Below are 26,305 nucleotides of genomic sequence, written 5' to 3' on the forward strand. Positions count from 1 at the left end.
GCAAAGGGGAACCGGACTTGGCAACGACGGCATCAGGCGTCTACAGATTGTACCTGCTCAGGCATGCCCGCGCAGGCTGGGCTGCTCCTGGAAAGACCGATTTCGACCGCACGCTCGACGACGAGGGTTATGCGGAAGCGGAAGTGATCGCCGCCGAAATGGCGGATCAGGGCTATCACCCGCAGCTTGTCATCTCTTCCACAGCCATCAGGTGCAAGGAGACGGCCGAACCGCTGCGCCGCGTGTTCGGCGAGGAACTGCCAATCCAGTATGTCGACACGCTCTATGGCGGCACGATCGATTCCTATGCGGAAGTTGCCTTTGCGGAGCGCCAGGAGACGGCCGTGCTGATCATCGGCCACAATCCGATAGTGGAGGAATTCTTCCGCATCCTGGTCGGCCAGCCGATCGCCGATGCGACCGCGCCAAACGGCTTCCCGACGGCTGCGCTTGCCACGATCGACTTCGACCGTCGGCCGAGCGACAGGGATTATATGGGCGGCCGCCTATCCTGCTTCATGACGCCGCGCTCCGGCCGCTGAGCGGCTGTTACGGCATTTCCGTTCGTCCTCGCCTTTTCCCGGCTGCCGCCGGCACCTATATCGCCATTGAAGCCGACTGACGTGGAAGATGCGATTGCCCACACTGACAAACCTTGCTGACGATGCGCTGATCGCACTCGACAATCTGGGCGACCGCGCCGCCAGCCTTGTGAACCCCACGATCAGGCTCGGCGTGACCGGCCTTTCCCGCGCCGGCAAGACCGTGTTCATCTCTTCCCTCGTGCACAACCTCCTCAACGGCGGCCGCCTGCCCCTGTTCGAGCCCATGCGCTCCGGCCGCATCTCCCGCGTCCGCCTCGAGCCGCAGCCGGACGACGCCGTGCCCCGCTTCCAGTACGAGGACCACGTCCGCGCGCTGGTCGGCGAGCGGATATGGCCGGACTCGACGCGCGCGATCTCGCAGTTGCGCATCACGCTCGACTACGAGAGCGCCAGCGGCTGGGGTAGGCTGTGGTCTCCCGGCCGCCTTTCGGTCGATGTGATCGACTATCCGGGCGAATGGCTGCTGGACCTGCCCCTGCTCTCCCAGGACTTCCGCACGTTCAGCGAGACGACGATCGCGCTCGCGCACACGGGTGTCCGCCGCATCCTGTCGGCGGAATGGTTCTCCGCCATGGCGCTGTCCGATGCGCGCGCGCCTGCGGAAGAGGCCGATGCCCGCCGCCTGGCAGACGCCTTCACGGCCTATCTGAAAGCCTGCAAGTCCGACGAGCGGTCTCTGTCCACGCTGCCGCCCGGCCGCTTCCTCATGCCCGGCGACCTTGAAGGCTCGCCGGCACTCACCTTCGCGCCGCTGCCGAAACTGCCGGAGGGCCGGGCAGCGAAGGGGTCGCTCTGGGCCATGATGGAGCGCCGTTACGAGGCCTACAAGGCCCATGTGGTCAAGCCGTTCTTCCGGGAGCACTTCGCGCGCCTGGATCGCCAGATCGTGCTGATAGACGCGCTCCAGGCCGTCAACCGCGGCGCCGAGGCCGTGCAGGACCTCGAACGCGCGCTGGGCGACGTCATGGCGTGCTTCCGTCCTGGCGCAAACGGCTTCCTTTCTTCGTTCCTGACGCGCCGCATCGATCGCGTGGTGGTGGCGGCGACCAAGGCCGATCACCTGCATCACGAAAGCCATCCGCACCTGGAGGCGCTGACGCGCCGGCTGGTCGATCGGGCGATCACCCGCATCGGTCTCAGCGGGGCGGGCGTGGAAGTGATGGCGCTGGCGTCCGTCCGCGCGACCCGCGAGGCGACGGTGAAGCAGGACGGCATGACGCTTCCCGTCATCGTCGGCACACCGATGGCGGGCGAGCGCATCGACGGCGAGACCTTCGACGGAAAGCGGAAAACCGCCATATTTCCCGGTGACTTGCCGGAGAATCCGGATTCATTTTTTCAAGCCATTGAATCGAATTCCGAAGAACCGCTGGCGCCGACACTCAACTTCGTCCGCTTCCGCCCGCCGGAGATGGAGGCGCCCGGCGGCGAGCTCAGGCTCGCAATCCCCCACATCCGCCTCGACCGCGCGATGCAGTATCTGATCGGAGACCGGCTGGCATGACCGACAAACCCAACGCCGGCCGGCGCCCCGCAGCCTTTGCCATCCCCGGCGATCCGCAGGGAGATCAGAACGAACCGAAACAGGCGCGCAAGGCGCCGCGCGCGCCCTCTCGCCATGACGAGGGCCTCGTCCTGACGCCGGACACGGACGATCCGTTCGCGGAGACCACGATCGACCTGCCTGAACTCGTCCGACAGGAAGAGGCGCTTCCACGGCGGCGCCGGCTGACCCTCGGCAAGGTTGCCTCCGCCGCATTCGCAATCCTGTTGTCGCTTGCGATCGGCCTGTGGATCGACAGTCTCATCCGCGACCTTTTCAGCCGCAGCGACTGGCTTGGCTATCTCGCCGCCGGTGCCGCCGCCGTCGGCGTGATTGCCGTCCTAGCCGTCGTGGCGCGCGAACTCTTCGGTCTCCGACGACTGGCAGCGGTGCAGGACATCAAACAGGAGGCGATCGAAGCGGCGGCCCTGCCCGCCCCCGCGCCTGCCAGAAAGGTCGTTGCCCGCCTCGTCCACCTCTTTGCCGGCCGGCCGCAGACAGCCCGCGGGCGGACCCGCCTGCAGGAAACCGAAGGGGACATCATAGACGGGCCGCATCTCCTCGATCTTGCCGAGCGCGAGATGCTGGCGCCGCTCGACCGCGAGGCCCGCGCCCTCATCCTCGCCGCATCGAAACGGGTCTCCATCGTCACCGCGGTCTCGCCCCGCGCGCTGGTGGATCTCGGCTACGTTCTCTTCGAGAGCAGCCGGCTGATCCGCGCCATGGCGGAGCTTTACGGCGGCAGGCCGGGCAGTCTCGGCTTGCTGCGCCTGATGCGCGACGTTATCGCCCACCTCGCCGTCACCGGTTCGATCGCCGTCGGCGACAGCCTTGTCCAGCAGGTTCTGGGCCACGGGCTGGCGTCGAAGCTGTCGGCGCGGCTCGGCGAAGGCGTGATCAACGGGCTGATGACCGCCCGGATCGGCATTGCCGCCATGGACCTCTGCCGTCCCATGCCCTTCCGCGCCTTGAGGCGTCCCGGCATCGGCGATTTCCTCTCCGACCTCGCTCCCGGAGCGCTCGGCGGCAGGGGCAAGGACGCAGTGTAGCACGTGCGGCACGGGCGGTGGACAACCGCTGCAAGTCGCCTCAAAACCATGCTGGCGGCCCGGCGCGAAACCGTTCGTTAACCATTTTAGCGCAAGGCTGGACCCAACAACCGACCAGCCCGTCAAGGATCGTTCATGTACTCGCGCACCTCTTTGATTGCCCGCGGCGCCGCAGCGGTTCTCCTCGCCGCCTCCACCGTCGCAAGCCCGGTGCAGGCTGCCGAGCGTGACAAGGCGTTCTTCGACCAGGTCAGCGGAAGCTGGCAGGGCCCCGGCGAAATCGTCGCCGGCAAGTACAAGGGCACGAAGTTCACCTGCAATCTCAGCGGTGATTCCGAAGTTTCTGAAGGCACCGGCATCAAGCTCGACGGCCATTGCCGCGTCGGCGTGTTCAAGCAGCCGATGTCCGCCCTCATCACGCGTGCGGGCGGCACCTACAAGGGCAAGTTCCTCGACGGTGCGGCCGGCAAGGGTCTGGATATCCTGTCGGGCAATGTCACCGGCAACAAGGTCGTCGTCGCAATCAACCGTCAGAAGCTGAACGGTGCCATGATCGCCCGTCTCCAGGACGACAACACGATGAACATCACGATCTCGGTCAAGGTCGAGGACAAGATGGTGCCGGTGATCGGCATGTCGCTGAACCGCAAGTTCCACACGATGGCGGTCGGCTCGATCAAGTAGGATCGGCCGGTTTCAGCCACCAGTCGCCATCGTCGCTCGCCTGTTCGATTCCCGTGGCGTCGGCCTGCTCAAGCCATGACCAGACCGGACTGCCCTCCACGACGAGGTCCGGCGCGATATCGGCAAGCGGCATTAGCACGAAGCCGCGCTGCGTCATGCGCGGATGGGGAATTTCCAGCGTCTCGCCGGCAAGCGTCACCTCGTCATAGGTCAGCACGTCGATATCGATCGTCCGCGGCCCCCAGCGCTCGATGCGCTCGCGCTTCATCTCCCGCTCCATCGACAGGCATGCGTCGAGCAAGGCCTCAGGAGAAAGGTCGGTCGCAATCAGCGCACAGGCGTTGAAGAACCAGTCCTGGTCGGTCTTTCCCCATGGCGGCGTGCGGTAGAGACGCGACACGGCAAGGACGCGGCAATCCCCCCGCCGGTCGAGACCGGCAAGTGCCTTGCGCATCGCCCCAACGGGATCCCCGATATTGCCGCCGAGGCCCAAAGCCGCGCGATGAGGCCGCACCTCAGACGACATGATCGACAGTAACCTGCACGTAGTCGAGCACCCCGGCCACAGGCGCGTTCGGCTTGCGGACGGAAATTTTGGCGCGCCGGATCTGCGGGAAGCGCGCACAGAGCGCGACGGCGATCTCCTGCGCCAGCGCCTCGATCAGGAAACGCCGGCGTCCCGTCACGATCGCCTCGATCGCCTCGAATGCCACGCCGTAGTCCACGGTCGATTCGATCTGGTCGTCTGCCAGCGGCTGCGACGGCGAGACCTCCAGTTCGGCATCGACGAAGAAGCGCTGGCCGAGAAACTCCTCGGCATCATGCAGTCCGTGCCGGGCGAAGAACGCGCAGTTCTTGAGTGTAATGGTGTAGATCGTCGTCATCTTGCGTTCTTTCTTCAGGCGCCCGTGCGCCCGCAAAGCCTAAGTCGTGCGTCCACCATAGCATCAGCCATCATCAGCGCATCCCTGTTGATTGCGACATCGTGGACCCTGAATATCGCCGCGCCCGCCTGTCGCAGCAGCGCCGTCGTTGCCGCTGTGCCAGCGTCGCGGTCCGCGGCATCGCGCCCGGTGACAGCGCCGACGAAACGCTTGCGCGAGGTACCGACGAGGATCGGCCGCGCAAATCGCGCCAGTTCCTCGAAGCGGACCATCAGCTCGATGTTCTCGTCCGTATCCTTGGCGAAGCCGAAGCCGGGATCGAGCACGATCGCGTCGTCGGAAACGCCCGCCTCGCGGGCGATCCGAAGGGACGTCTCAAGGAAGGCGAACTGGTCTTCAACGACATCGGGCAGCTTCTGCCGGTCACGGCCGGTGTGCATGATGCAGAGCCCGGCGCCGGTCGCCGCGGCCACTTCGGCGATCACAGGTTCCCGTTGCAGGCCGTGCACGTCGTTGACGATATGGGCGCCGGCGGCGATCGCCAGCCGTGCGGTTTCGGCCCGATAGGTGTCGATGGAGATCACGGGTTGTCCCGCCTGCACGAGAGCCTCGATGACAGGGAGCACGCGGTCCTGCTCCTCGCCGGCCGAAACCGATGTCCCGCCGGGTCGGGTGGACTCGCCGCCGATGTCGATGATGTGCGCGCCCTGCTCCAGACAGCGCAGCGCATGTTCGACTGCCCTGTCGACCGTATCGTGGCGTCCACCATCGGAAAAAGAATCGGGCGTGACGTTCACGATTGCCATGATCAGGCCTTGTGGCCCGAGTAGCAGGCTGCGTCCGTGCGCAAGGGACCACTGAAAAGGCTGGAAAGGCGTGAAGGCAGAGAACATGGCAAGATCCTTCAACAGGACGCGATCAGTCCGGAAAGCTGTTGCGCGCGCTGAGGCTATGCCTCAAGCTCAGACCGAGTTCAACTGCCATCGACGACAGCCGTCCACAGCGACCGAGACCGCATTAAACCTTTGAACAATAAACCAGCCTAGAGTGGCGCCATCTCACAGACCGACCGACCCGGCGCCCGAGGAAAATCATGCAGTCCATCGCCAAGAAGCTCCGCCCGCTCCTGGTTCTTGCCTCATTGACCGCCGCAGCAACGCCGTCTCACGGCGACACGATCACCAACAAGACCTTCTCCTATTTTTCGGTCGGCGGACGCACCGCGGCCGAGCTTGACGACGAACTCAGCAAGCGCGGGCCGAAGATGAAGAACACCGGTTCGCGTCATCCGGGCGCCACGCGCATTCGCTTTGGCGGTTCGGTCACCTACGTCAAGCGAGGCGGGAAATGCTATGTCGGCGATACGAAGGTCACGCTGACGACCAATATCATCCTGCCCCGCTGGAAACATCGCCGCTCCGCTTCCAAGTCGCTCGGTCTGATCTGGGATACGCTTTCATCCGACATCAAGCGACATGAAGAGCGCCACGCGGAGATCGCCCGCAACCATGCCCGGGACCTGGAACGCTCCCTGAAGGCGCTGCGCCCCGAAAGGGACTGCACCAAGCTGCAGGCCAAGGTCGATCGCATCACCGCCGCCGCCGTCGAGGCACATGACAAGGATCAGGCCCGCTTCGACCGTGTCGAAGCCCACAATTTCAACGAGCGGATGCTACGGCTTCTGACCCACCGTCTTGAGCGCACACAATAGCTCTTCACCATACGTTACGTGTCGCACGGTTCCGCGACGGATCAGAGCCCACAAAATGAATGGTGAATTCTAGCGATGGCGTGAAGGGGCGAATCAGCCTAATTTGGCAAATGACAAATGTTCGAAGACTTCAAGAAGTTTTCGATAGGAAGTTTGCGGATTTTTAGCGGTTTCTCCTGGCGCGTCCTCTCTGTGATGCTGGCGTCACCTCCCACGCGAGCTAACGATGCGCCCTCCTCGCCTCGCTTGTCCCTGGACCGGCGAGGCACTTTTTTGGACGTTGTCCTCAATCCCTCCCGAGCATCTCCCGAATCCGCTTCGATGTGGTCGTATATTCGATCGGAACGCGTCCGCCACCTGCCACGCGCTTTCGGATTTCCTGCGTTGCAAGCGCAGCTTCGTGAAATGCCGACAGGATGAGCTTGACCTTGCCGGGGTAGTCGCAGGCATCACCGATCGCAAAGATGCCTGCGCAGGACGTTTCGAATGTCGAGGGATCAACAGTCATGCCGCCGCGACTGCGCGCGAACGGCCAGTCCGCAACAGGACCGGAAACCAGCTGCGCCTCCTCCGTCCGTCCTTCGGGAGGTACCGAAAAGAGCCCGAGACCGGCTGCCAGGATGATATATCCGGCCCGCACGCAGGTGCCGTCATCCAGTCGCAGCTGCCACCGCCCGTCCCCCTGTGGTGCAACGTGGAGCACCGTACAGCCGAAGCTGAAACGGGGATTGAAGGGTGCGGCCTGCGCCAGAAGCCGCTCGGTCAGCGCGCCGCCGTCGATCTGCACAAAGGCCGGCACATCATAGATCGGCTTGTCTGGATAGAGCACGACACACTGGCCGCCTGCCTTGTCGAGCCCGTCCACCAGATGGCAGCGCAGGCCGTAAAGGCCGAGCTGGAAGACGGCGAACAGGGCCGCAGGTCCGGCCCCTACGATCAGTACGTCAGCGTCCGTGCCGCCCGTCATCGCCTCTCCCGTCGGCCCTCACAGGCTCGCTCATGCAGCCGGGCTCAGCCCTGCTGCTCAGCCCTGCCGCTCTGGTACATGGACCACGAGGCCGTCCAGCGCATCCGACATCTTGATCTGACAGCTGAGCCGCGAGGTCGGGCGGACGTCATAGGCAAAGTCTAGCATGTCCTCCTCCATGGCCTCCGGAGGCCCCACGATCTCGGTCCATTTTTCGTCGACATAGACATGACAGGTGGCGCAGGCGCAGGCACCGCCGCATTCGGCTTCGATCCCTGGGATCGAGTTGCGCACCGCATTTTCCATGACGGTTGAGCCGTTGGCCACCTCCAGCTCGTTGGCGGTTCCATCGAATGCGACGATTGTAAGCTTGGTCATCGTGAATTCCGGATCGATTGTTTCGTCTCGCGTCGAATGCGGGCATGTTGCGCCCGCAACTCCCGAAGGGAGCCGCAATATGGCGTTGCCGGTTACTTCCAACAATTCCAAACGACAGTCAACATGGCCTCCCGCCAGGGCCTACGCCATCACGACGGGCGCAAGCACAGGCGCCACACCCGTTTATTCTGCGTCATAACGTTTCCATGACGAAGGGCGGGATGCCGCCGGCCTTCCCTATCGCAGGCCGGCGATGAACGCCTTTGCGGAAGAGACGGCTGCCGCCAGGTCGCTCAGACAGTTCGAAGACGCCGGGTGGGCTTCGAGCGCTTGGGCGGCTGCGGCGACCGAATGCGCTCCGATGCCGCGCGCGGCCCCCAGCAGCCGGTGGGCCAGCGCTGCGCGCTTCACCTCGTCAGCGATGGCAAGCTCAGTGAGGACATCGTCAGCGACATCCACGAACAGGGCCAGCACCTCGCGCCGGACGTCGTCGTCCCCCATCGTCTGCCGGGCCAGATGGTCGAGATCGACTGCCGGCGCCTCCGACTGCCCCGACCCTGCATGTGCCGGAGCCGTCTGCGAAAGCGCGCTTTCCGTTGTCATGGCGATATCTCCCTGTTCGGCGCGCGGCACGAAGCCCTGAAGGCGCGCACCGGCGAATTTGCGCCCATGGCAGCCACACCGGCCGCGCGTGCCGGCCGGTGTAGTCTGGATGCGAGAGATGTGCGCTCAAGTAATTCCGTCCCCCGGAGCCCGAAAATCGCCAACTATGGTTAACAGCTAGCGGAATGTGCGAATTTCGTGTCTTTCCGCTATGATACACCGGATTTTGTCATTAACTTTCTGTTAGGAACCATGCCAGCCGGCATGCCCGTCAATTGTGCGAGACACGCTAATGTGTCACTACGATACGATTAGGTCACGTTCATGCCAGATCGGCGGGACAGTCCTGGTGGATAAACGAATTCCAAAGGTAACAGCGTTAGGAAATTCGGGTTATCAGACGCGTTTAGAGTAGGAAGTGGCGGACACGCCGCAGACGGCATGATGCCTCTGCATTTGGCGCCCGCCGCGATCGGAAGGACGGTTCGGTCACCTGACTTGGCGGCAGGAGACCCATATCGCTTCCGTACAATGTAACGAGGCGTATTCGCATGGCGACGAAGAAAACAACAGAGTCGATCGACGACACCGCCTTCCAGGCCCTGGAAGAAGCGCTGAAAATCGACTTCGACGATCTCGCACCGGCGACACCAGCAAATCCGGCCCCCTCGCCTTCCGCAAGCTCGGCATCCGCAAGCTCGGCCGCGGCGAATAGTGCCGATGCCTCGGTCAAGCCGGCTCTGCGTGCCGGCGCAAACACGGAGAGGGCCGATAAGAAGGCCGCCTCGCCCGAACCCGCCCCCAAGAGCCCGGCCTTTACGCCGGCCAACGACGCATCTCGCAAATCCCCGGCTGCGATCCTGCGCACGCTCGAAGTGCGATCCAGCCGTTCGGCGATCCGCATGGCGGCGCTGATCTCGCTCTTCTGGGTCATCGGTGGCCTCGGTATCGCCAATCTTCTCTATGCGCCGCAGATCTGGCAGATCCGCTCGGTCGCCGATCTGATCGCCCTGCCAGGCGCCATCGGCATGCTGGTCGCGATCATCATGCCGATCATGCTGTTCTTCGCCTTTGCGACGATGATCGCCCGCGCCCAGGAACTGCGCAACGCGGCGCGCTCCATGGCCGAGGTCGCCCTGCGCCTCTCCGAGCCAGAAACGGTCGCCGCCGAACGCATCATGTCCGTCGGCCAGGCCGTCCGCCGGGAAGTCTCGGCGATGAACGAAGGGATCGAGCGGACCATCGCGCGCGCCACCGAACTCGAGACGCTCGTCCATTCCGAAGTCAACGCGCTGGAGCGCAGCTACGCCGACAACGAAATCCGCGTCCGCACACTGGTGCAGGAACTCGGCACGGAACGCGAGGCGATCGTCAATCACTCCGAGCGCATCCGCACCACCATCTCGAGCGCCAACGAACAGCTCCGCCAGGACCTCGAGTCGGCCAGCGAAAACATCGCATCCCGCATCGCCACCTCGGGCGAGGCCTTCGCCGCGATGATCGATACTCGTTCCGCCATGCTGATGGAGAAGTCGGACGGCGCGACGCAGACGATCGGCGCCATGCTCGCCGCGCGCACCGATTCGCTGCTGTCGACGCTCAATTCTTCCGGCTTCGCGCTGGCGAACGAATTCGACAATCGTCTGGAGAACCTGTCCTCCACCCTCGACAAGCAGGGCCAGGCCCTGCTGAAGCAGTTCGAGACCCGGGCCACGTCGCTGGATGCGAACACCGAAAAGCTCAACGCCGCGCTCAACGAACGCGCCCGCCAGCTCAACGAGACGCTGATCGCCCGCACCCGCGAGATCAACGAAAGCCTGACCGTCGGCCAGCACGCCATCACCAGTGGCCTCGACGACGTGATCCAGACGATGAACGCCACGCTCGACGAGAAGGGTGCGCAGTTCCGCCAGAACCTGAAGAACGCTGCCGACGATACCATCATGGATCTCGACCTGCGCTCCGGCTTCTTCGACGAGAAGCTTCAGGCGACGATCGGCCATGTCGCCGGCGCCTTCGACCAGCGGCTGTCGGACTTCGCCGAAGCGTTCGACCAGCGCGCAGGCTCGCTCGACACCAAGCTCATGGAAAGCCTCGGTCGCCTGAACGAGACCCTCAGCGGCGGCAACGAAGCAATTGAGGGTATCCTCAATTCGAGCATCGAACGTATCGGTGCGACGCTCACCGACCAGTCCTTCGCCATCACCACCGCGCTCGGCACTGGGCAGGAGGTCTTTGAAAGCGCCGTCAAGGGCCATGCGGACCAGATCCGCGCTTCCGTCGATGGTGCCCAGGAACAGATGCGCACCGTCATGAAGGACGCCCACAAGCGTCTGCAGGGTTCGCTCGTGGATGCGCAGGAAAAGATGCAGTCCGCTCTCAGCGAGCGCACCGACGCCCTGCTCGGCAGCCTTGGCCAGACCCAGGACCGCCTTGAAAGCGGCTTCGGAGCCCGCGCCGACCGCCTGGTCGAGACGATTGCGGCGAGCGAGGAACGCCTCACCGGCGCGCTTGACGCGCGCACGCTGGGTTTCGTCGCCAGCGTCGACACCGCCCGGACCCGCATGGAAGAGGCACTGGCAGACCGCTCCGACCGTCTGGTCGAGACGATTGTCGCCGGCGAGGAACGCCTCACCGATGCACTCGATGCCCGCACGCTGGGTTTCGTCGCCAGCGTCGACACCGCCCGGACGCGCATGGAAGAGGCGCTGGCAGACCGCTCCGACCGTCTGGTCGAGACGATTGCCGCCGGCGAGGAACGCCTCACCGATGCGCTCGATGCCCGCACGCTCGGCTTCGTCGCCAGTGTCGATACGGCACAGTCACGCATGGAAGAAGCGCTCGCAGGCCGCGCCGACGAAATCACCTCGACGATCGCTGCAAGCCACAGCCGGATCGACAACGCGCTTTCCGATCGCACGGCCGCGCTGACGGCGATGCTGGAACAGTCCGGAGGCGCGCTGGAATCGACCGTGCGCAGCGCGGCCGACCGCGTCGAAAATGTGGTGACCGGAGCGGCCCGCCAGATCGCCGGCGCGGCCCAGGATATCGACGACGTCGTCAGCGTCCGTACCGCGGCGCTCGGCACGCTGCTCGATAGCAGCACGCAGACGATGAAAGCTGCGTTGACGGAGGCTGCGGACCGCGTCGAAGGCGTTCTCTCCGAGGGCACCCAGCAGATCGGCGGCGTGCTCCACGGGCAGGTCGCAGAGTTTGCGGATGCCTTCTCCGGCCGCGCCGCGGAGATCGCCGGCACGCTGTCCGAGCGCGCCACCGAACTGGCCGGATCTCTGGTTTCGACGCATGAGCAGATCCGCTCGACGCTGGACGACCGCATCAACGCGATCAACGTTGCGATCACCGACGGCAAGCAGCAGCTTTCGGATACCCTGAGCGACCAGGCCACCGCCATCGGCACGTCGATTGCCACGAGCGCCGGCATGCTGGAAATGTCGCTCGAGCAGCACGAAGAGAATTTCCGCAAGGCGATCGACGAGAGCGCCGCTAACCTCGAACGCCGCGTCCGGGACGGCGCAGGTGCCGTGGCCGATCGTCTCAGCGCCGCGTCCGAGGAAATCACCCAGGCCGCCGACAGCTTCGGCAACCGGATGGATGCGACGCTCAACAACGTCAACGTTCGCCTCGACAACACCGGCAGCCGTCTCGAAGGCAATCTGGGCGCACTCGAAAACCGCATCCAGAGCAGCGTGGAACATGTGTCCGGTCTGGTCGACGCCGCCGGCAACCGCATTGCCGACACCCTCTCCGATCGCCTGAGCGATCTCGAACGGGCTGCGAGCGACGCATCGGCGCAGATTGGTTCGTCGATCTCGGGCAGCATCGTCGAACTCGAGCGGGCCTCGGCGGCTTCCGCCGATGCGATCAACGTTGCGATCTCGGGCAATCTCGACCAGTTCGAACGCGCGGCTTCCGCTTCCACCAGCACGATCGGCCGCGCGGTTTCCTCCGGCATCGGCGCTCTGGAAAGCGCCAGCGATGCCGTCGCCGAGCGCATTTCCGCAACGCTGACCGGCCATGCCGCCGAAATCGACCGCGTGACCGAGGTAGCCACGAGCCGCATTTCCGGAACGCTCGACGAACGTACCGGCCGCATCGAGGAACGCCTGTCCACCATGGACAAGGCCCTGTCCATCGGCCTCGAGAACGTCAACCGCACGATCGACGGCAAGGCTGCCGGACTGGCGCAGACGCTTCGTCAGGCGGTAACGCAAGCCGCGCAGGAAATGGACACCGAAGCGGTCCGCTCCGCCCAGTCCCTCGCCAAGACCGGCGAGGAATTCGCAAGCCTCAGCAGTTCGCTTAGGGGTGCGGTCTCGCGTGCGGCACAGGACATGGGTACGGAAGCGCAGCGAGCGGCCGAAGCCATCTCCCGGGCCGGCGAGGAATTCGCCGAGAACCTGGCCGCTCGCAACGAGGCGTTCACCCGAAACGTCGAGGAGACGACGAGCGCCGCCGTCACCCGCTATGCCGAAGTCGAGGGTCGCATCGAAGGCCACAGCCAGTCGATCCGCACTGGCCTCTCCGACATCGAGAAGGCGCTGGACGCCCGCGGCAACTCGATCCGCTCGACGCTCGACGACCGCACCCGCGAGCTCAACTCGATGCTCGCAAGCCGGTCGGCCGAACTCGGCAGGCTCATCGACGAGCAGGCCAAGCCGATCATCGATCAGTACGCCGCGACCGGCCGCGAAGCCGCCGAGCGCATCTCGGCTACGATGCAGGAAAGCACCGACCGGCTTCGTTCGGAAAACGCCGCCCTGCTGAATGCGATCTCCGCCCGCACCAACGACACGCTCGAAGCGATTTCCGCCCGTACACAGCAGGCGGCGACCGCCCTGGGCGAAGTCGAATCGAGCCTGCAGAGCAGCGTTCTCAGCCTGATCGACCGACTTTCCGGCAGCAACGACGCGATCGCAAATCTCGTCAGCGAGGCGACATCGAACCTCTCCAAGGTCGATCACCAGCTAACCGCATCAAGCGAACGCTTCAGCGCCTCCGCCGACATGGTCTCGACCACGTCGCGCCTGCTGGAAGGCAAGATCGACCGTCTCTCGGACGTCGCGTCCGGTACGCTTTCGCAGATCGGCGGCATCGTCGGACGGTTCGAGGACCACTCCAAGCTGCTGTCGCAGGCCTCCGACCTGCTGTCGGCCGCCCAGTCGAACCTCGTCAGCACGCTCGAGGAACGTCAGGACGCGCTCCGCAACCTGTCGGTCGGGCTGGTCCAGCGTTCCGAGGAAATCGAAAACTCCATGCGTTCGCTTGAAGGCATGGTGGAAGGCGCCTTCGCCCGCGCCGAGGAACGTTCCGGGCAGGTCGCAACAAATCTGCGCAGCGGCATCCAGGCATCCTTCGCCGACGTCGGCCGCCTGCTGAGCGAAACCGAAGAACGCGCCCAGACCGCGTCGAACACGCTGCGCGACACGCTGTCGCGCGCCGGCGAGGATGCCGGAAAGGCTGTCGAGGAAGCATTCGCCAACGCCGAGGAGCGCAGCCGTTCCGTCGCCAACCGCCTGCGCGGCAGCGTCGGCGCCACGCTTTCCGACGTGGATCGCCTCGTGGCGGAGACGGGCCAGAAGTCCGACGAGACGACCAGGCAGATGGGCGAGACGCTGCGCCAGGCCGTGGAGGATGCGCTCGGCAAGTTCTCCGGCGCCACCGACGAGATCCGGCGGGCCGCCTCCGAGATCCGTCGCGAGCTCGACCAGACCCGGACCGAACTCAAGCGCGGCGCCTTCGATCTTCCGGAAGAAGCCAAGGAAAGCGCGGCCAGCATGCGCCGTGCCGTATCCGAGCAGATCAAGGCCCTGCAGGACCTTTCCGATATCATCGGCAAGTCCTCGCACGGTCTTGAAATCTCCAGGCCGGCGCCCCGTCCGACCGCAGCCCAGACGGTCGCCCAGGCGATCCAGCAGGTCTCCACCCCGGCGCCGCAGCCGCGTCAGGAAGAGTCTGCACCGGCACTGCGGGGCACACTCGGCATCGAACGCGCAGCATCCCCGACAATCCGCGAAGCGGCACCGGCAACTCCGGCCGCCGAACCGGTCCGCCCGGCAGCAGCGGGCGGCGGCTGGATGAGCGACCTCCTGCGCGGCGCCTCGCGCGAAGAGCAGCAGTTCGGCCAGCCGCAGCGGCAGGAAAACCAGCCGCAGCGCGCGGCCGACACCCGCAACCCGCATCACGTCGTCGAATCGCTGAACTCGCTGTCCGTCGATATCGCCCGCGCCATCGACCATGATGCATCGGTCGACCTGTGGCGCCGCTACCAGCGCGGCGAGCGCGACGTCTTCACCCGTCGCCTCTATACGCTGAAGGGCCAGCAGACATTCGACGAAATCAAGCGCAAGTACGAGCGCGAGCCGGAGTTCCGCACGGCCGTCGACCGTTACATCAGCGACTTCGAGAAGCTTCTCGCAGACGTCGCCCGCAACGATCGTGACAAGGTTCTGACGCAGTCCTACCTGACGTCGGACACCGGCAAGGTCTACACGATGCTGGCCCACGCCGCCGGTCGCTTCAACTGAGACGTAGCGTCAACCGATAACGAAGACACGGCCGCGCGAGCGGCCGTTTCTCTTTTCTGAATGACCGCACAGCTCGACCGCGACCCTCTTCGCCTGGAATCAGTTCCTGAGTTCGACCCCGCAAAGACGCTCGTGGTCGAAGAAGGGCATCGCTGCTCGGGCTGTGTCCCATGCGGCCGTTCCATCCGGCGCCGACAATCACATTTATGACATCCGGCGTGATGTCGCGCGCATCCGCTGCCGGCATGATTAGCGCGATAGTAGCTGTCGCCGCCAAGCGGCCCCGGCAGCGGCGCGCCCCGATGCCGATCGTCAGACACACTCTTTTTGCGGCAGGCCTCGTGGCGCAACGCGTCTCGACTACAGGGGCTGATTCGAACGTACTGCCGTCACGCCTGCACCGTTGTCGCTGCGACAGGCTGAGTCGGCACCATCGACCGCCTCAACCCACGACAGGCCAAGGCGGGATCGGCCATGCGCCACCGGCGTGTCTACGACCGCGACAGCCGCCGCGCGTCCTTCGGGCAGAACGCCTGCAACATGCGGCGACCGGAAGCGCGTTCGAATGCCGCAACGGGCCTGATGAAGATTGGTGAGCAACAAGCTGCGGGGCGATCAGGGCGCACCCAGTTCCTGCTGGACACGCCCGCCCGGTCGAGCCGTCAGATCGCCTTCAGCGTCCAGCCGACGATATCGGCGGTGGCCCTGGCGAAGGCCGCATCGAGGGCGGAGACGAAGGCTGGGCCGCCGCTGCCGGAGACAGGCGCGGTTGCGCGGAAAAGCTGCTGGGCCCGCACAGTGCCGTTCCGGTCGTTGACGATCTTGACGTAGAGTTCGACAACGGCCGTCGCCGGACCGTTCGTGCGCACCTCGAAGGCCCTGAGCGTGGTCACGACCTGATAGTCGATCGCCAGCCCCTCGCCCGGCTTGCCGACGCCGCCGAGCGCACCCGAGGCCTCGAAGGCCTGGACGAGCTTGGACTGCACCAGCTTCGGCAGCGTATCGCTCCATTGCGCCTTTGCGAGATACTGGATCTCGGACGTCGCCGGTCGCACCACGACCTGGTCGCTTCCCAGTGCCTTCAGCGCCGTCGGCTCGGGAACCAGGATCTGCTTGCCGCGGACCGATCGTCCTTCGACGACGGGCACGGACGTCAGGCTGTAGGTGTCGTTGACGGGCTTGGTGCCGCAGGCGGGCAAGACCGATAGCGACAGGAACGCGAACGCGACCTTCGTCGTCCACCCGTATCCCCGTCTCGCCGTTTCAGAACTCGTCATGCTGTGCGAATCTCTCCGATATGCAATCTGTAGCAGCGGCGCAGCGGGCTGTCACCGCTGGCAGAAGGCACAAATGCTAGGAAAGCCAATCGCTTCACGCGCTGTGGAGTTGTCGCCACAGTTTCAAGCGCGGCAGGCGCGGGCGACGCGATGGCGATCGCCTCCTCCACCGTCGATGCGATATAAATCGGCTATTGGGAACGGTTGCTGCGGCCCCGCGCGGGTCAACGCCGGCGATTCGCTTTCAAATGTCTCTTGGCAGGATGTCCGTTACCGGCGGGTGCGGCCGTCGTACTGCTTTACCGTTTCGCCGCCGAACAAAAGCCGGCTCGGGTTCTTGTCGAAGTCGGAGATGGTGCTCTGCAGGCTCTGGACCGTCTGACGGGTTTCGCTGACGAGCGCCTCGACATTGCGCAGACCACCGCCGGAGAAGCGCTGCAGATTGTCGGCGATCGGCCCGATCCGTGCATTGAGCGTGTCCGCCGCCTGCTTGAAGGATTGCAGCGTTGCCTTCGCATCCGCAAACAGCGACTGCGAATCGCCCTCGCCCAGGAAGCTGTCGAGCTTGGCCAGCACTCCGTCGACGCGGCTGGATGCAGCATTCAGCTTGCCGGCCATCTGGCGGATGTCCGTGATCGTCTGGTCGATATCGTCCTTGCGGGCGCCGAGCTTGTCGGCCACCTGCCGGATGGAGGCGATCGCCTGGCGGGCGTCAGAGCTTGCCGCGTTGATATCGTTGATCGTCAACTGGACCTTCTGGCTGTCCACGGCCGCGACGAGCTTGTCCACCTTGTCGAGCGTTGCGGTGGCGTTGCGACCGACCGTGTCGAAGGTATCCGCCGTCCGCTTGAAGCTCTCGATTGTGCCCTTCACGTCGCCCGACGCCGCAGCCAGGTCCGACGTCACCTTGTCCACGTTGGAGACGACGCGGTCGATCTTCTGAGCATCCACGGCCTTGATCAGCGAATCGATCGCCGCCATCGTCGAATCCAGTCGGCCCGAGACGCTGCTGAACGTGTCGGACAGCCCGCCGACGCTCTGCAGGAACTTGTCGATATTGCCGGAGTTGCGCGTCAGTGCGTCGGAGAACTTCTCCGCATTGCGGATCGTCGTCGTCAGCGGTCCGCGCGCATCGGCCACGAAGCCCTGCACGTCGGAAATGGCGTCGTCTGCACGCTTGAGAATCTTGTCGGCGGTGGCAAGCAGATTGGTGACGCTCGATTGCTCGGCGATCAGAACGGCCGTCCCTTCCGACTCCAGAGCCATCTTGAGGATGTTCTGGTCTTCCGGCCGCCCGCCGGAAAGCTCGACATAGGCCGCACCGGTCAGCCCCTGCACTTCGAGGACCGCGGAGGTGGACTGCTTGACGGGTGCTTCCGTGGAGACCTCCGTCAGCGCTATCGAATAGCGCGGATCGTCGGAATCGATGGCAAGACTGCGCACCGATCCGACCGGAATGCCGTTGAAGCGCACGGGCGAACCGACGCTCAGGCCATTGGCCGAACCCGGAATTCGGATCGCCAGCGGCGCCATCTCGCCGCTGCGACCGTACTGTGACATCCAGTAGACGAACCCGAAGGCGGCCGCGATCACCAGAAGCGTGAAGAACCCGACGATAGCGTAGTTTGCCTTGGTTTCCATATGTCTCTCAGTCCATCCGTATCCACCGCAACCGCCAAAGGGCGCAGTCGCAGAATACCCAAGCACCGGGAATCGGCGCCCGGACGCGGAAATTCAACCCCACCCTGCGGGCGGCGTCCAGTCGGCGGCGCTACGACCGCACGATCGTGCGGGCGCGCTTTCCCTTGAAATAGGCCTGCACCCAGGGATCGTCAAACGTCAGCATGTCTTCGACCGTCCCTTCGACCAGCACCCGCTTGTTACCAAGCACGGCGATACGGTCGCAGACCGAAAACAGGCTGTCCAGATCGTGAGTCACCATATAGACGGTAAGCCCGAGGGTGTCTCGCAGCTTGGCGATCAATTCGTCGAATTCGGCAGCCCCGATCGGGTCGAGCCCGGACGTAGGCTCGTCCAGAAAGACGAGATCCGGGTCCAGCGCCAGTGCGCGCGCAAGGGCCGCGCGCTTGATCATGCCGCCCGAGAGCTCGGAAGGATATTTTTCGGCTGCTTCCGGCGCCAGACCCACCAGCTCGATCTTCAGCCGCGCCAGTTCGTCCATCATCGCCTGCGGAAGGTCCAGATATTCCCGCATCGGCACCTGGATGTTTTCCAGAACCGTCAGTGAGGAAAACAGCGCCCCCTGCTGGAACAGCACGCCGAGCCGCATGTCGAGCGCCAGCCGTTCCGCCTCGCTGGTCTTGTCGAAGTCGGCGCCGAGGATGCGGATCGTGCCGCCGCGGCGCGGCAAAAGCCTCAGAACGGTCCGCATCAGCACCGATTTGCCGGCACCCGAGGCGCCGACGAAGCCGAGAATCTCACCGCGATAGATATCGAGGTTCAGCTTGTCGAGGACGAGGTGGTCGCCAAAGCCGACGGTCAGGTCCTTGACCGAGAGCACGACCTCGCGATTCGTCTTTTCGCCCTGTGCCGTCTTGCTGTCCAAGTGCGTCTCTTCCATCAGAAATCGATCGCCGCATAGAACATGGCAAACAGCCCGTCCATCAGGATGACGACGAAGATCGATTTCACCACCGACGTCGTGACGTGCAGGCCGAGCGATTCGGCGCTGCCGCCCACCTTCAGCCCCTCGACCGAAGCGACGATGCCGATTACCAGCGCCATGAACGGCGCCTTGATCATTCCGGAAACGATGGTGGAGATGTCGATCGCTTCGCGAAGGCGCGAAAGAAAGGTGTCGTAGGTGATGCCGGAATACGCGTTGGCGACGACGGCAGCACCCGCCAGCGCCGCGAAGTTGGCGATGATCGTCAGAAGCGGCAGCGCCACCGTCAACGCCACCAGCCTCGGGAACACCAGCACGCCGACGGGCGAAAGCCCCATCACCTTCAGCGCGTCGATCTCCTCGCGCATCTTCATCGAACCGATCTCGGCTGTGATCGCGCTGCCGGAGCGGCCGGCAATCATGATCGCGGTCAGGAGAACGCCGATTTCGCGGAGCTGCAGGATGCCGACGAGATCGACGACAAACACCTCGGCGCCGAAGTACCGCAGCTGGAAAGCGCCCTGCTGGGCGATGATCGCTCCGATCAGGAACGACATAAGCATGATGATCGGAACCGCCTTGACGCCCATCTGGTCGATCTGGTTGACGATCGCCGCGGGCGACACACCGCTGCGCCGGCCGAGCTTGAGCTGCGCCCCGCGAACGGCCGACCCGAGGATGTACATCGCCGCAACCGTGTCGTTCCACACCTCCGCCACGTTTCGGCCGATGGGGGTGAAGAAGCGCACGAACAGGCTCGGCTTGCCCGCCTTCGTGCCCGCCGCCTCGCGTAATTTTTCCGGCAGCGCCTCGATCAGATCGGAGAAGCGTCCCTGGGGGTCAGTCAGCTTGACCTCTCCGCCCGCGTCCTCCCGTTCCCCGATCGCCTGTCGCACCAGCCAGGCCCCGGCGGTATCCATACGCTCGACCGCGCTGAGATCTATCTCGAGCGGCGCATTCGAATTTCCCTTCTCAAGCGAATCGAGCTTGCGCTTGGCGACGACGGCCGTCTGTGCCCCCCACGCCCCCTTCAGTCGCCAGACAGACCCGCTGCCTTGCGGATTGTCCGCGACCTCGATTTCAGCGGCTGGAACGGCTGAAGACTTCAATGCTCTTGCTTCTTCCCGGACGACTCGACCGAATGGTGATATGGATCAGATGACCGCGATTCATATCGGCTCGACCATGATCTGTCACCGACAGAAGCCGCTGCAAGGCACTGATCAAGGTAAAAAGTCCGGGAAGGAGCACGAGAGATGCGCAGATACCTGAGCTCGTCCGTCGAGCGCTTCCCGATCGCCGGCAGCTTCACCATTTCCCGAGGCACCAAGACCGAAGCGATGGTCGTCGTCTGCCGAATCACCCAGGACGGTCGTACCGGTTGGGGCGAATGCGTTCCCTATGCCCGCTACGGCGAATCGATCGAAGGCGTCCAGGCCGAAATCGAGACGGCGAAAGCGGCCGTCGAGGCAGGCGCCTCCCGCGAGGAGGTGCGAAGAGCCATGCGTGCAGGCGCTGCCCGTAACGCCATAGATTGCGCGCTTTGGGATCTTGAGGCGAAACTGACCGACCTTCCGGTGTGGAAGAGCATCAATCCCGGCGAACCGGGGCCGCTTGTGACCGCCTACACGATCTCGCTTGGCGAACCCGCCGAGATGGCCGCGAAAACGGCGGAACATGCCGACCGGGCCCTTTTGAAGGTCAAGGTCGGAACGGGCGACGACGCCGAACGCATTCGTGCCGTCCGCGCCGCAGCCCCAAACGCGCAAATCATTCTCGATGCCAACGAGGGCTGGAGCGAAGAGACGCTGGAGCACCACATGGCGGTCTGTGCGGAGGCGAATATAGCGCTTGTCGAGCAGCCCCTGCCGGCGGGCAACGACGCGGCCCTTCGTCAAATCGAACGGCTGGTCCCCATCTGCGCCGACGAAAGCGTTCATCTCGCCGCCGATCTCGTGCATCTGCGGGATCGCTACGATGCCATCAACATCAAGCTCGACAAGGCCGGCGGCCTGACCGAGGCGCTTGGCCTGCGCACGGAAGCCTCCCATCTCGGCCTGAAGGTGATGATCGGCTGCATGGTCGGCTCGTCACTGGCAATGGCGCCAGCGGTGCTGCTGGCACAGGGTGCCGATTTCGTGGACCTGGACGGCCCGCTGCTCCTGGCGCGCGACCGCGATCCGGGCCTGCGCTACGAGGGCTCGCTGGTCTTTCCGCCGAAGGCCAGCCTCTGGGGTTGAACGGCGCGCGCCGCCAGCACCAGCGCGCAACCCAGTGCCGCCACCACCGACATCGCATAGAAACCTGCGATACCGTACCAGGCGTAGAGATAGCCCGACAAGAATGTCGTCAGCGCCATCAGGATACCGTTGTAGAAGAAATAGAGGCCCTGCGTGGAGGCCTCTTTCTGCTCTGCGACCCGTTCGACGATCCGCCCCTGCACGCCGACATGGATGCTCGCATAGGTGAGCGCATGCAGACATTGCAGGACCATGTATCCGGAAAAGCCCAGGTCGTGCGGAAACACGATCCAGCGCAGAACGGCGAAAAAGCAGCCGGTGATGATCATCGCCCACAGGCTGAAATGCCGCCTCATGCGCGCGGCAAAGACGAAGAAGACGATTTCGGCTGCCACGCCGACGCTGAAGAGCAATCCGATCGTGGTGCCCGAAAAGCCTTCGGCCCCCCACAGGATCGCCGCGAAGGCATAGAACATGCCGTGGCTGGCGTTGACCAGCGCCGCACCGACCAGCATCAGCTGGACGTCGAGTTGACGCGCTGGCGCGGCAGGCGCCACCGCCAGAGCGGATATCGGCGAAGGCCGGCGCGGCTTGCCGATCCTGGGCGCGATGAACGCGGCGATGACGGTGGAGACGAACCCGACCGTCATCGCCGGCAGCACCATCGCGCCGCCGAAAATGCCTGCGAGCCACCCGCCTGCCATGGTCGCGACGATGAAGGCGACGGAACCCCAGAACCGCATGGAACTGTAGTCGAAGTTCCAGCGGCGGACGCCGCTGAGCGCGATCGCATCGGTGATCGGCAGGTACGGAGCGTACACGATGCCCTGCAGCGTGTAGAGCAGCAGCACCGGCCAGAAGTTTTCGGCAAACAGCAGGGCCACCGCCGTCGCCAGGGACATGGCACCAGACCAGACGAGCACGCTGGCGCGATCCCCGATGCGGTCCGCGATTGCGCCCGCAATCGGGGCGGAGATGACACGCACCACGAGCGGCACGGCCAATACCATGCCGATTTCCCAGTCGGTCATCGAAAGGGAGCTGAGCCATATCGGGAAGAACGGCAGGGCTATGCCGTTGACGAGCATCGGGGCGCAGAAGACGATCGCAGTTCGCAGGACGAAATGGCGCGGCGGAGCACCGATCGCGACCATGCCGTGAGGCGCGTTCATGATGGGAAACCTGTCAAAAGGAACGGTGCAGGATTATCACGCCGACAGGCGCCCGCCAATCCGCGATTTTTTACTGTCCCGATGGCGAGCGCGCGCGCTCCGCCAGGCCGCCACGCGCGTGGAAAGCGCTCAGGCGGCTTCCTGCGCCTTGTCGCTCAAGGCCGCCTTTTCGGCCTGCCGCGGCAGCGCCGCGACCGCCGCCGCTCGGGCGGCCGGCATTTGCCAGGTGATCAGCTCCATCGTGCCGTCCCAATGCTCGACGACGGCCGTGCAGCTCTCGACCCAATCGCCAGTATTGATGTAGCGGATCCCGTCGATGTCCTCGATCACGGCGTGGTGGATGTGGCCGCAGATCACGCCGTCTGCGCCGTGCTTGCGGGCTTCCTCCGCCACCACATTCTGGAAGGCGCCGATGAAGTTCACCGCATGCTTCACCTGCAGCTTCGCCCAGGCCGAGAAGGACCAGTAAGGCAGTCCGAGCCGCCGGCGGATCGCCGCGAGCGCGATATTGACGACGATGGCTGCGTCATATGCCCAGTCGCCAAGATAGGCGAGCAGGCGGGCATTGCGCACGACGACATCGAACTCGTCGCCGTGCAGCACCAGGTACCGCTTGCCGTCGGCCGCCTCGTGAACAATCTGCCTGGCGACTTCGATGCCGCCGAAATGGACACCCGGAAAATCGCGCAGGAATTCGTCATGGTTGCCGGGGATGTAAACGATGCGAGCGCCCTTGCGCGCCTTGCGCAAAAGCTTCTGCACGACGTCGTTGCAGTTTTGCGGCCAGTACCAGCTTCGCTTCAGCCGCCAGCCGTCGACGATGTCGCCGACAAGAACGATGGTCGCCGCCTCGTGGCAGCGCAGGAAATCGAGGAGGAAGTCGGTCTTTGCCGCCTTCGAACCGAGATGAACGTCCGACAGGAACAGGGTTCTCACGCGGCGGACGTTCGATGCTGCGTTGTGGACTGTCATGGTCTGCACTCCGGCAATCGGGCTCGAGCGGGCGTATGCCGCATGCACGCTCAAAACCAGACTCGTGTTGCAGCAGCATGACAGCGCCCTGCCGCCTTGCAGCTATCCGCCGGTTTTGCAGGACTGACGGTTCCGATCCGCCGATTGAGGCCCATGCGGCGGGATTGGCGGTTGCAAGGAACGGCAATTGGCGCTTTATGACATGGGCGCGCTTCGCTCAGCTCACCAGGGGCAGCAGAAGAGACGCGGCAGGATTGGACTTGGCAGGATGACGATGACCACTGGCGACAAATCGAAGACGAAACCCACTCCGGCAAGCGGAGACATCGATCAGCAGGCCCTCTTCTTCCACCGCCATCCCCGCCCCGGCAAGCTCGAAATCCAGCCGACCAAGCCGCTCGGCAACCAGCGCGACCTCGCGCTCGCCTATTCGCCGGGCGTCGCAGCGCCCTGTCTCGCGATCCGCGACAATCCGGAAATGGCGGCCGAATACACCGCGCGTTCCAACCTCGTCGCGGTGATTTCGAACGGCACCGCCGTCCTCGGCCTCGGCAATATCGGCCCGCTCGCCTCCAAGCCCGTCATGGAAGGCAAGGCGGTCCTGTTCAAGAAATTCGCCGGCATCGACGTCTTCGACATCGAGATCGATGCGGCGACGGTCGACGAGATGGTGAACGTGGTCTCCGCGCTGGAACCGACGTTCGGCGGCATCAACCTGGAGGACATCAAGGCGCCCGAATGCTTCGAGGTCGAGCGCCGGCTGCGCGAGAAGATGGACATTCCCGTCTTCCACGACGACCAGCACGGCACCGCCATCATCGTCGCCGCCGCGATCCTCAATGGCCTCGAACTGGCCGGCAAGGATATTTCCAAGGCAAAGATCGTCGCCTCCGGCGCCGGCGCTGCCGCACTCGCCTGCCTCAACCTGCTCGTCATCCTCGGTGCGAAGGTCGAGAACATCTGGGTCCACGACATCGAAGGCGTCGTCTACAAGGGCCGCGAGGTCCTGATGGACCAGTGGAAGTCCGTCTATGCGCAGGAAACCGACAAGCGCAGCCTTTCGGAGACGATCGACGACGCCGACGTCTTCCTCGGCCTGTCCGCGGCCGGCGTACTGAAGCCGGAGCTTCTGGCCCGCATGGCCGAGAAGCCTCTGATCATGGCACTCGCCAACCCGACGCCTGAAATCATGCCCGAGGAAGCGCGCGCGGCCCGTCCCGACGCGATGATCTGCACCGGCCGCTCCGACTTCCCCAACCAGGTCAACAACGTCCTCTGCTTCCCCTACATCTTCCGCGGCGCGCTCGATTGCGGCGCACGCACGATCAACGAGGAAATGAAGATGGCGGCGGTCCGCGCGATCGCAGCCCTTGCCCGCGAGGAAGTCTCCGACGTCGCCGCCCGCGCCTATTCCGGCGAGACCCCGGTCTTCGGCCCGAATTACCTGATCCCTTCGCCGTTCGACCAGCGGCTGATCCTGCGTATTGCGCCCGCCGTCGCACGGGCCGCGGCCGAAAGCGGGGTCGCGACCCGGCCGATCACCGATTTCGACGCCTATCTTGACCAGCTGAACCGCTTCGTCTGGCGCTCCGGCTTCATCATGAAGCCGATCTTCGTCGCTGCGAAGAACGCCGACAAGAAGCGGGTGATCTTCGCCGAAGGCGAGGATGAACGGGTGCTGCGGGCAGCCCAGGTGCTGCTCGAGGAAGGCACCGCGAACCCGATCCTGATCGGCCGTCCGCAGATCATCGAGACGCGGCTGAAACGTTACGGCCTGCGCATCCGCCCGGGTGCCGACTTCGAGGTCATCAACCCCGAAGACGACCCGCGCTACCGCGAGTATGTCGACGACTACTTCAAGCTCGTAGGACGCCAGGGCGTGATCCCGGAAGCGGCGCGCACCATCGTGCGCACCAACCAGACGGTGATCGGCGCGCTCGCCGTGCGCCGCGGCGAGGCCGATGCACTGATCTGCGGCGTCGAGGGACGCTACGCCAAGCACCTGCGCGACGTCCGCCAGATCATCGGCCTGCGTGAGGGCGTCACGGACTTCTCGGCCCTCAGCCTGTTGATCTCCCAGCGCGGCGCGACCTTCTTCACCGACACCTACGTCAGCTTCGACCCCTCGGCCGAGGAAGTGGCGCAGATGACGGTGATGGCGGCCAAGGAAATCCGCCGCTTCGGCATCACCCCGCGCGCGGCGCTGGTCTCGCATTCCAATTTCGGTTCCCGCGATTCCGTCAGCGCCTTCAAGATGCGCAAGGCCATGACAATCGTCCGCGAGACGGCGCCGGACCTGGAGGCGGACGGAGAGATGCACGGCGATTCGGCGATCTCCGAGGCGCTGCGCCAGCGCGTCATGCCGGGAAGCACTTTGACCGGCGAGGCCAACCTGCTCGTCTTCCCGAACCTGGACGCAGCCAACATCACGCTGGGCGTGCTGAAGACCATGACCGACGGCCTGCATGTCGGCCCGATCCTCTTGGGTGCGGCGATGCCCGCCCACATCCTTTCGCCGTCGGTGACCTCCCGCGGGGTCGTCAACATGGCAGCCCTCGCCGTCGTCGAGGCATCCTATCCGGCCTGACCATCGTATTCGGCTCCGAGCAAAAGGCGCGCCCGCACGGACGCGCCTTTTTTTATTTTCGCCGCCAGTTGCTCAGGACGCGACTTGCGGCGTTGGCATCTCGGCAACGTCCGAAGCCGCGGAGCGGGCCGGTGCGTTTTGCTCCCACCAGTCGGAGATGGCGTCGATCAGCGGCACCAGCGCCAGTCCCGCCGGCGTCAGGTCGTATTCCACGCGCAGCGGATAGCCCTCGAATGCCGTCCGCTGTACGACACCCGCCGCCTCCAGCTTGCGCAGTTCCAGGGTCAGAATGCGGTGCGAGACTGTCGGATTGTCGCGACGCAGGTCTGCGAAGCGCTTGGTGCCGTCCTTCAGGTAGTAGACCAGCAGGGTCGGCCACCGGCCGCTCAGCACCTGCATGACCTCTTCGATCGGACAGCGCGAGACGAGATCCTTCATGACATTCTCCGGCATGGTGACAAA

At 64.6% G+C, this 26,305-nt stretch carries 21 protein-coding genes; 8 read left to right on the forward strand and 13 right to left on the reverse strand.

Going from position 1 to position 26,305, the window contains the following annotated elements; all coding sequences use genetic code 11:
• Positions 1–17: 17 nt before the first annotated feature.
• The 4 genes from CRO48_RS16555 to CRO48_RS16570 all read left to right on the forward strand — a co-directional run bounded on the left by CRO48_RS16555 (position 18) and on the right by CRO48_RS16570 (position 3,881).
• Entirely contained in the window at positions 18–542 is a 525-nt protein-coding gene (locus CRO48_RS16555; RefSeq protein ID WP_176526789.1) for a SixA phosphatase family protein, read from the forward strand.
• Positions 543–636: 94 nt separating this feature from the next.
• Positions 637–2,109: a YcjX family GTP-binding protein gene (locus tag CRO48_RS16560; protein WP_245423553.1), complete on the forward strand. Its 1,473-nt coding sequence runs from the start codon at positions 637–639 to the stop codon at positions 2,107–2,109.
• Complete coding sequence (locus CRO48_RS16565; RefSeq protein ID WP_097140972.1) at positions 2,106–3,197, forward strand: YcjF family protein; 1,092 nt, start codon at positions 2,106–2,108, stop codon at positions 3,195–3,197. Before CRO48_RS16560 ends, CRO48_RS16565 begins: the two co-directional genes overlap by 4 nt.
• Before the next feature lie 135 nt (positions 3,198–3,332).
• Positions 3,333–3,881 (forward strand): hypothetical protein, encoded by a 549-nt coding sequence (locus CRO48_RS16570; protein ID WP_097140973.1) that lies wholly within the window; start codon positions 3,333–3,335, stop codon positions 3,879–3,881.
• Here the strand turns inward: CRO48_RS16570 and folK are convergent.
• The 3 genes from folK to folP are packed head-to-tail and all read right to left on the reverse strand — an operon-like array spanning position 3,874 to position 5,658.
• On the reverse strand, positions 3,874–4,407 hold the full coding sequence (gene folK, locus CRO48_RS16575) for a 2-amino-4-hydroxy-6-hydroxymethyldihydropteridine diphosphokinase (RefSeq protein WP_097140974.1): 534 nt from the start codon (positions 4,405–4,407) through the stop codon (positions 3,874–3,876). The genes CRO48_RS16570 and folK overlap by 8 nt on opposite strands.
• Positions 4,397–4,765 carry a dihydroneopterin aldolase gene (folB, locus tag CRO48_RS16580; RefSeq protein ID WP_097141113.1) on the reverse strand — a complete coding sequence of 123 codons (369 nt, stop codon included), beginning with the start codon at positions 4,763–4,765 and terminating at the stop codon, positions 4,397–4,399. Before folB ends, folK begins: the two co-directional genes overlap by 11 nt.
• Before the next feature lie 14 nt (positions 4,766–4,779).
• Positions 4,780–5,658, reverse strand: a complete 879-nt coding sequence (gene folP, locus CRO48_RS16585; RefSeq protein ID WP_097140975.1) for a dihydropteroate synthase — start codon at positions 5,656–5,658, stop codon at positions 4,780–4,782.
• Positions 5,659–5,858: 200 nt separating this feature from the next.
• Between folP and CRO48_RS16590 the strand changes: the two genes are divergently transcribed.
• Positions 5,859–6,476 carry a DUF922 domain-containing Zn-dependent protease gene (locus tag CRO48_RS16590; RefSeq protein ID WP_097140976.1) on the forward strand — a complete coding sequence of 206 codons (618 nt, stop codon included), beginning with the start codon at positions 5,859–5,861 and terminating at the stop codon, positions 6,474–6,476.
• Positions 6,477–6,762: 286 nt separating this feature from the next.
• Here the strand turns inward: CRO48_RS16590 and CRO48_RS16595 are convergent, their stop codons facing one another.
• The 3 genes from CRO48_RS16595 to CRO48_RS16605 form a co-directional block, all read right to left on the reverse strand.
• Entirely contained in the window at positions 6,763–7,443 is a 681-nt protein-coding gene (locus tag CRO48_RS16595) for an NAD(P)/FAD-dependent oxidoreductase (protein WP_097140977.1), read from the reverse strand.
• A gap of 57 nt (positions 7,444–7,500) precedes the next feature.
• Positions 7,501–7,821 carry a 2Fe-2S iron-sulfur cluster-binding protein gene (locus CRO48_RS16600; RefSeq protein ID WP_097140978.1) on the reverse strand — a complete coding sequence of 107 codons (321 nt, stop codon included), beginning with the start codon at positions 7,819–7,821 and terminating at the stop codon, positions 7,501–7,503.
• A 237-nt stretch (positions 7,822–8,058) separates the two neighbouring features.
• Positions 8,059–8,424: a hypothetical protein gene (locus CRO48_RS16605; protein ID WP_097140979.1), complete on the reverse strand. Its 366-nt coding sequence runs from the start codon at positions 8,422–8,424 to the stop codon at positions 8,059–8,061.
• Between the two features lie 551 nt (positions 8,425–8,975).
• Between CRO48_RS16605 and CRO48_RS16610 the strand changes: the two genes are divergently transcribed.
• Entirely contained in the window at positions 8,976–14,969 is a 5,994-nt protein-coding gene (locus CRO48_RS16610; protein ID WP_097140980.1) for an apolipoprotein A-IV repeat region-like domain-containing protein, read from the forward strand.
• A gap of 662 nt (positions 14,970–15,631) precedes the next feature.
• Here the strand turns inward: CRO48_RS16610 and CRO48_RS16615 are convergent.
• The 4 genes from CRO48_RS16615 to CRO48_RS16630 form a co-directional block, all read right to left on the reverse strand.
• The gene (locus CRO48_RS16615) at positions 15,632–16,246 is read right to left on the reverse strand and encodes an ABC-type transport auxiliary lipoprotein family protein (protein ID WP_097140981.1); all 615 of its coding nucleotides are present in this window, start codon (positions 16,244–16,246) and stop codon (positions 15,632–15,634) included.
• A 270-nt stretch (positions 16,247–16,516) separates the two neighbouring features.
• The gene (locus CRO48_RS16620; RefSeq protein ID WP_097140982.1) at positions 16,517–17,887 is read right to left on the reverse strand and encodes an MlaD family protein; all 1,371 of its coding nucleotides are present in this window, start codon (positions 17,885–17,887) and stop codon (positions 16,517–16,519) included.
• Between the two features lie 130 nt (positions 17,888–18,017).
• Complete coding sequence (locus CRO48_RS16625; protein WP_407071934.1) at positions 18,018–18,812, reverse strand: ABC transporter ATP-binding protein; 795 nt, start codon at positions 18,810–18,812, stop codon at positions 18,018–18,020.
• Positions 18,813–18,826: 14 nt separating this feature from the next.
• Positions 18,827–19,981 (reverse strand): ABC transporter permease, encoded by a 1,155-nt coding sequence (locus CRO48_RS16630; protein WP_176526790.1) that lies wholly within the window; start codon positions 19,979–19,981, stop codon positions 18,827–18,829.
• Positions 19,982–20,128: 147 nt separating this feature from the next.
• Here CRO48_RS16630 and dgcA point away from each other — a divergent pair, with 147 nt between their 5' ends.
• Positions 20,129–21,112 (forward strand): N-acetyl-D-Glu racemase DgcA, encoded by a 984-nt coding sequence (gene dgcA / locus CRO48_RS16635; protein WP_097140984.1) that lies wholly within the window; start codon positions 20,129–20,131, stop codon positions 21,110–21,112.
• Here the strand turns inward: dgcA and CRO48_RS16640 are convergent.
• Positions 21,064–22,284, reverse strand: a complete 1,221-nt coding sequence (locus CRO48_RS16640) for an MFS transporter (RefSeq protein ID WP_097140985.1) — start codon at positions 22,282–22,284, stop codon at positions 21,064–21,066. The two genes, dgcA and CRO48_RS16640, sit on opposite strands and share 49 nt — an antisense overlap.
• Positions 22,285–22,413: 129 nt before the next feature.
• Positions 22,414–23,256, reverse strand: a complete 843-nt coding sequence (locus CRO48_RS16645) for a UDP-2,3-diacylglucosamine diphosphatase (protein ID WP_097140986.1) — start codon at positions 23,254–23,256, stop codon at positions 22,414–22,416.
• Positions 23,257–23,530: 274 nt separating this feature from the next.
• On the opposite strand from CRO48_RS16645, the gene CRO48_RS16650 reads away from it, so the two are divergent.
• The gene (locus CRO48_RS16650) at positions 23,531–25,843 is read left to right on the forward strand and encodes an NADP-dependent malic enzyme (RefSeq protein WP_097141115.1); all 2,313 of its coding nucleotides are present in this window, start codon (positions 23,531–23,533) and stop codon (positions 25,841–25,843) included.
• A 72-nt stretch (positions 25,844–25,915) separates the two neighbouring features.
• Here the strand turns inward: CRO48_RS16650 and CRO48_RS16655 are convergent, their stop codons facing one another.
• Positions 25,916–26,281 carry a winged helix-turn-helix transcriptional regulator gene (locus CRO48_RS16655; RefSeq protein WP_097140987.1) on the reverse strand — a complete coding sequence of 122 codons (366 nt, stop codon included), beginning with the start codon at positions 26,279–26,281 and terminating at the stop codon, positions 25,916–25,918.
• Between the last annotated feature and the right edge of the window lie 24 nt (positions 26,282–26,305).

This window comes from Rhizobium subbaraonis (assembly GCF_900220975.1).
In the GTDB taxonomy this organism is placed as follows: Bacteria; Pseudomonadota; Alphaproteobacteria; order Rhizobiales; family Rhizobiaceae; genus Mycoplana; species Mycoplana subbaraonis.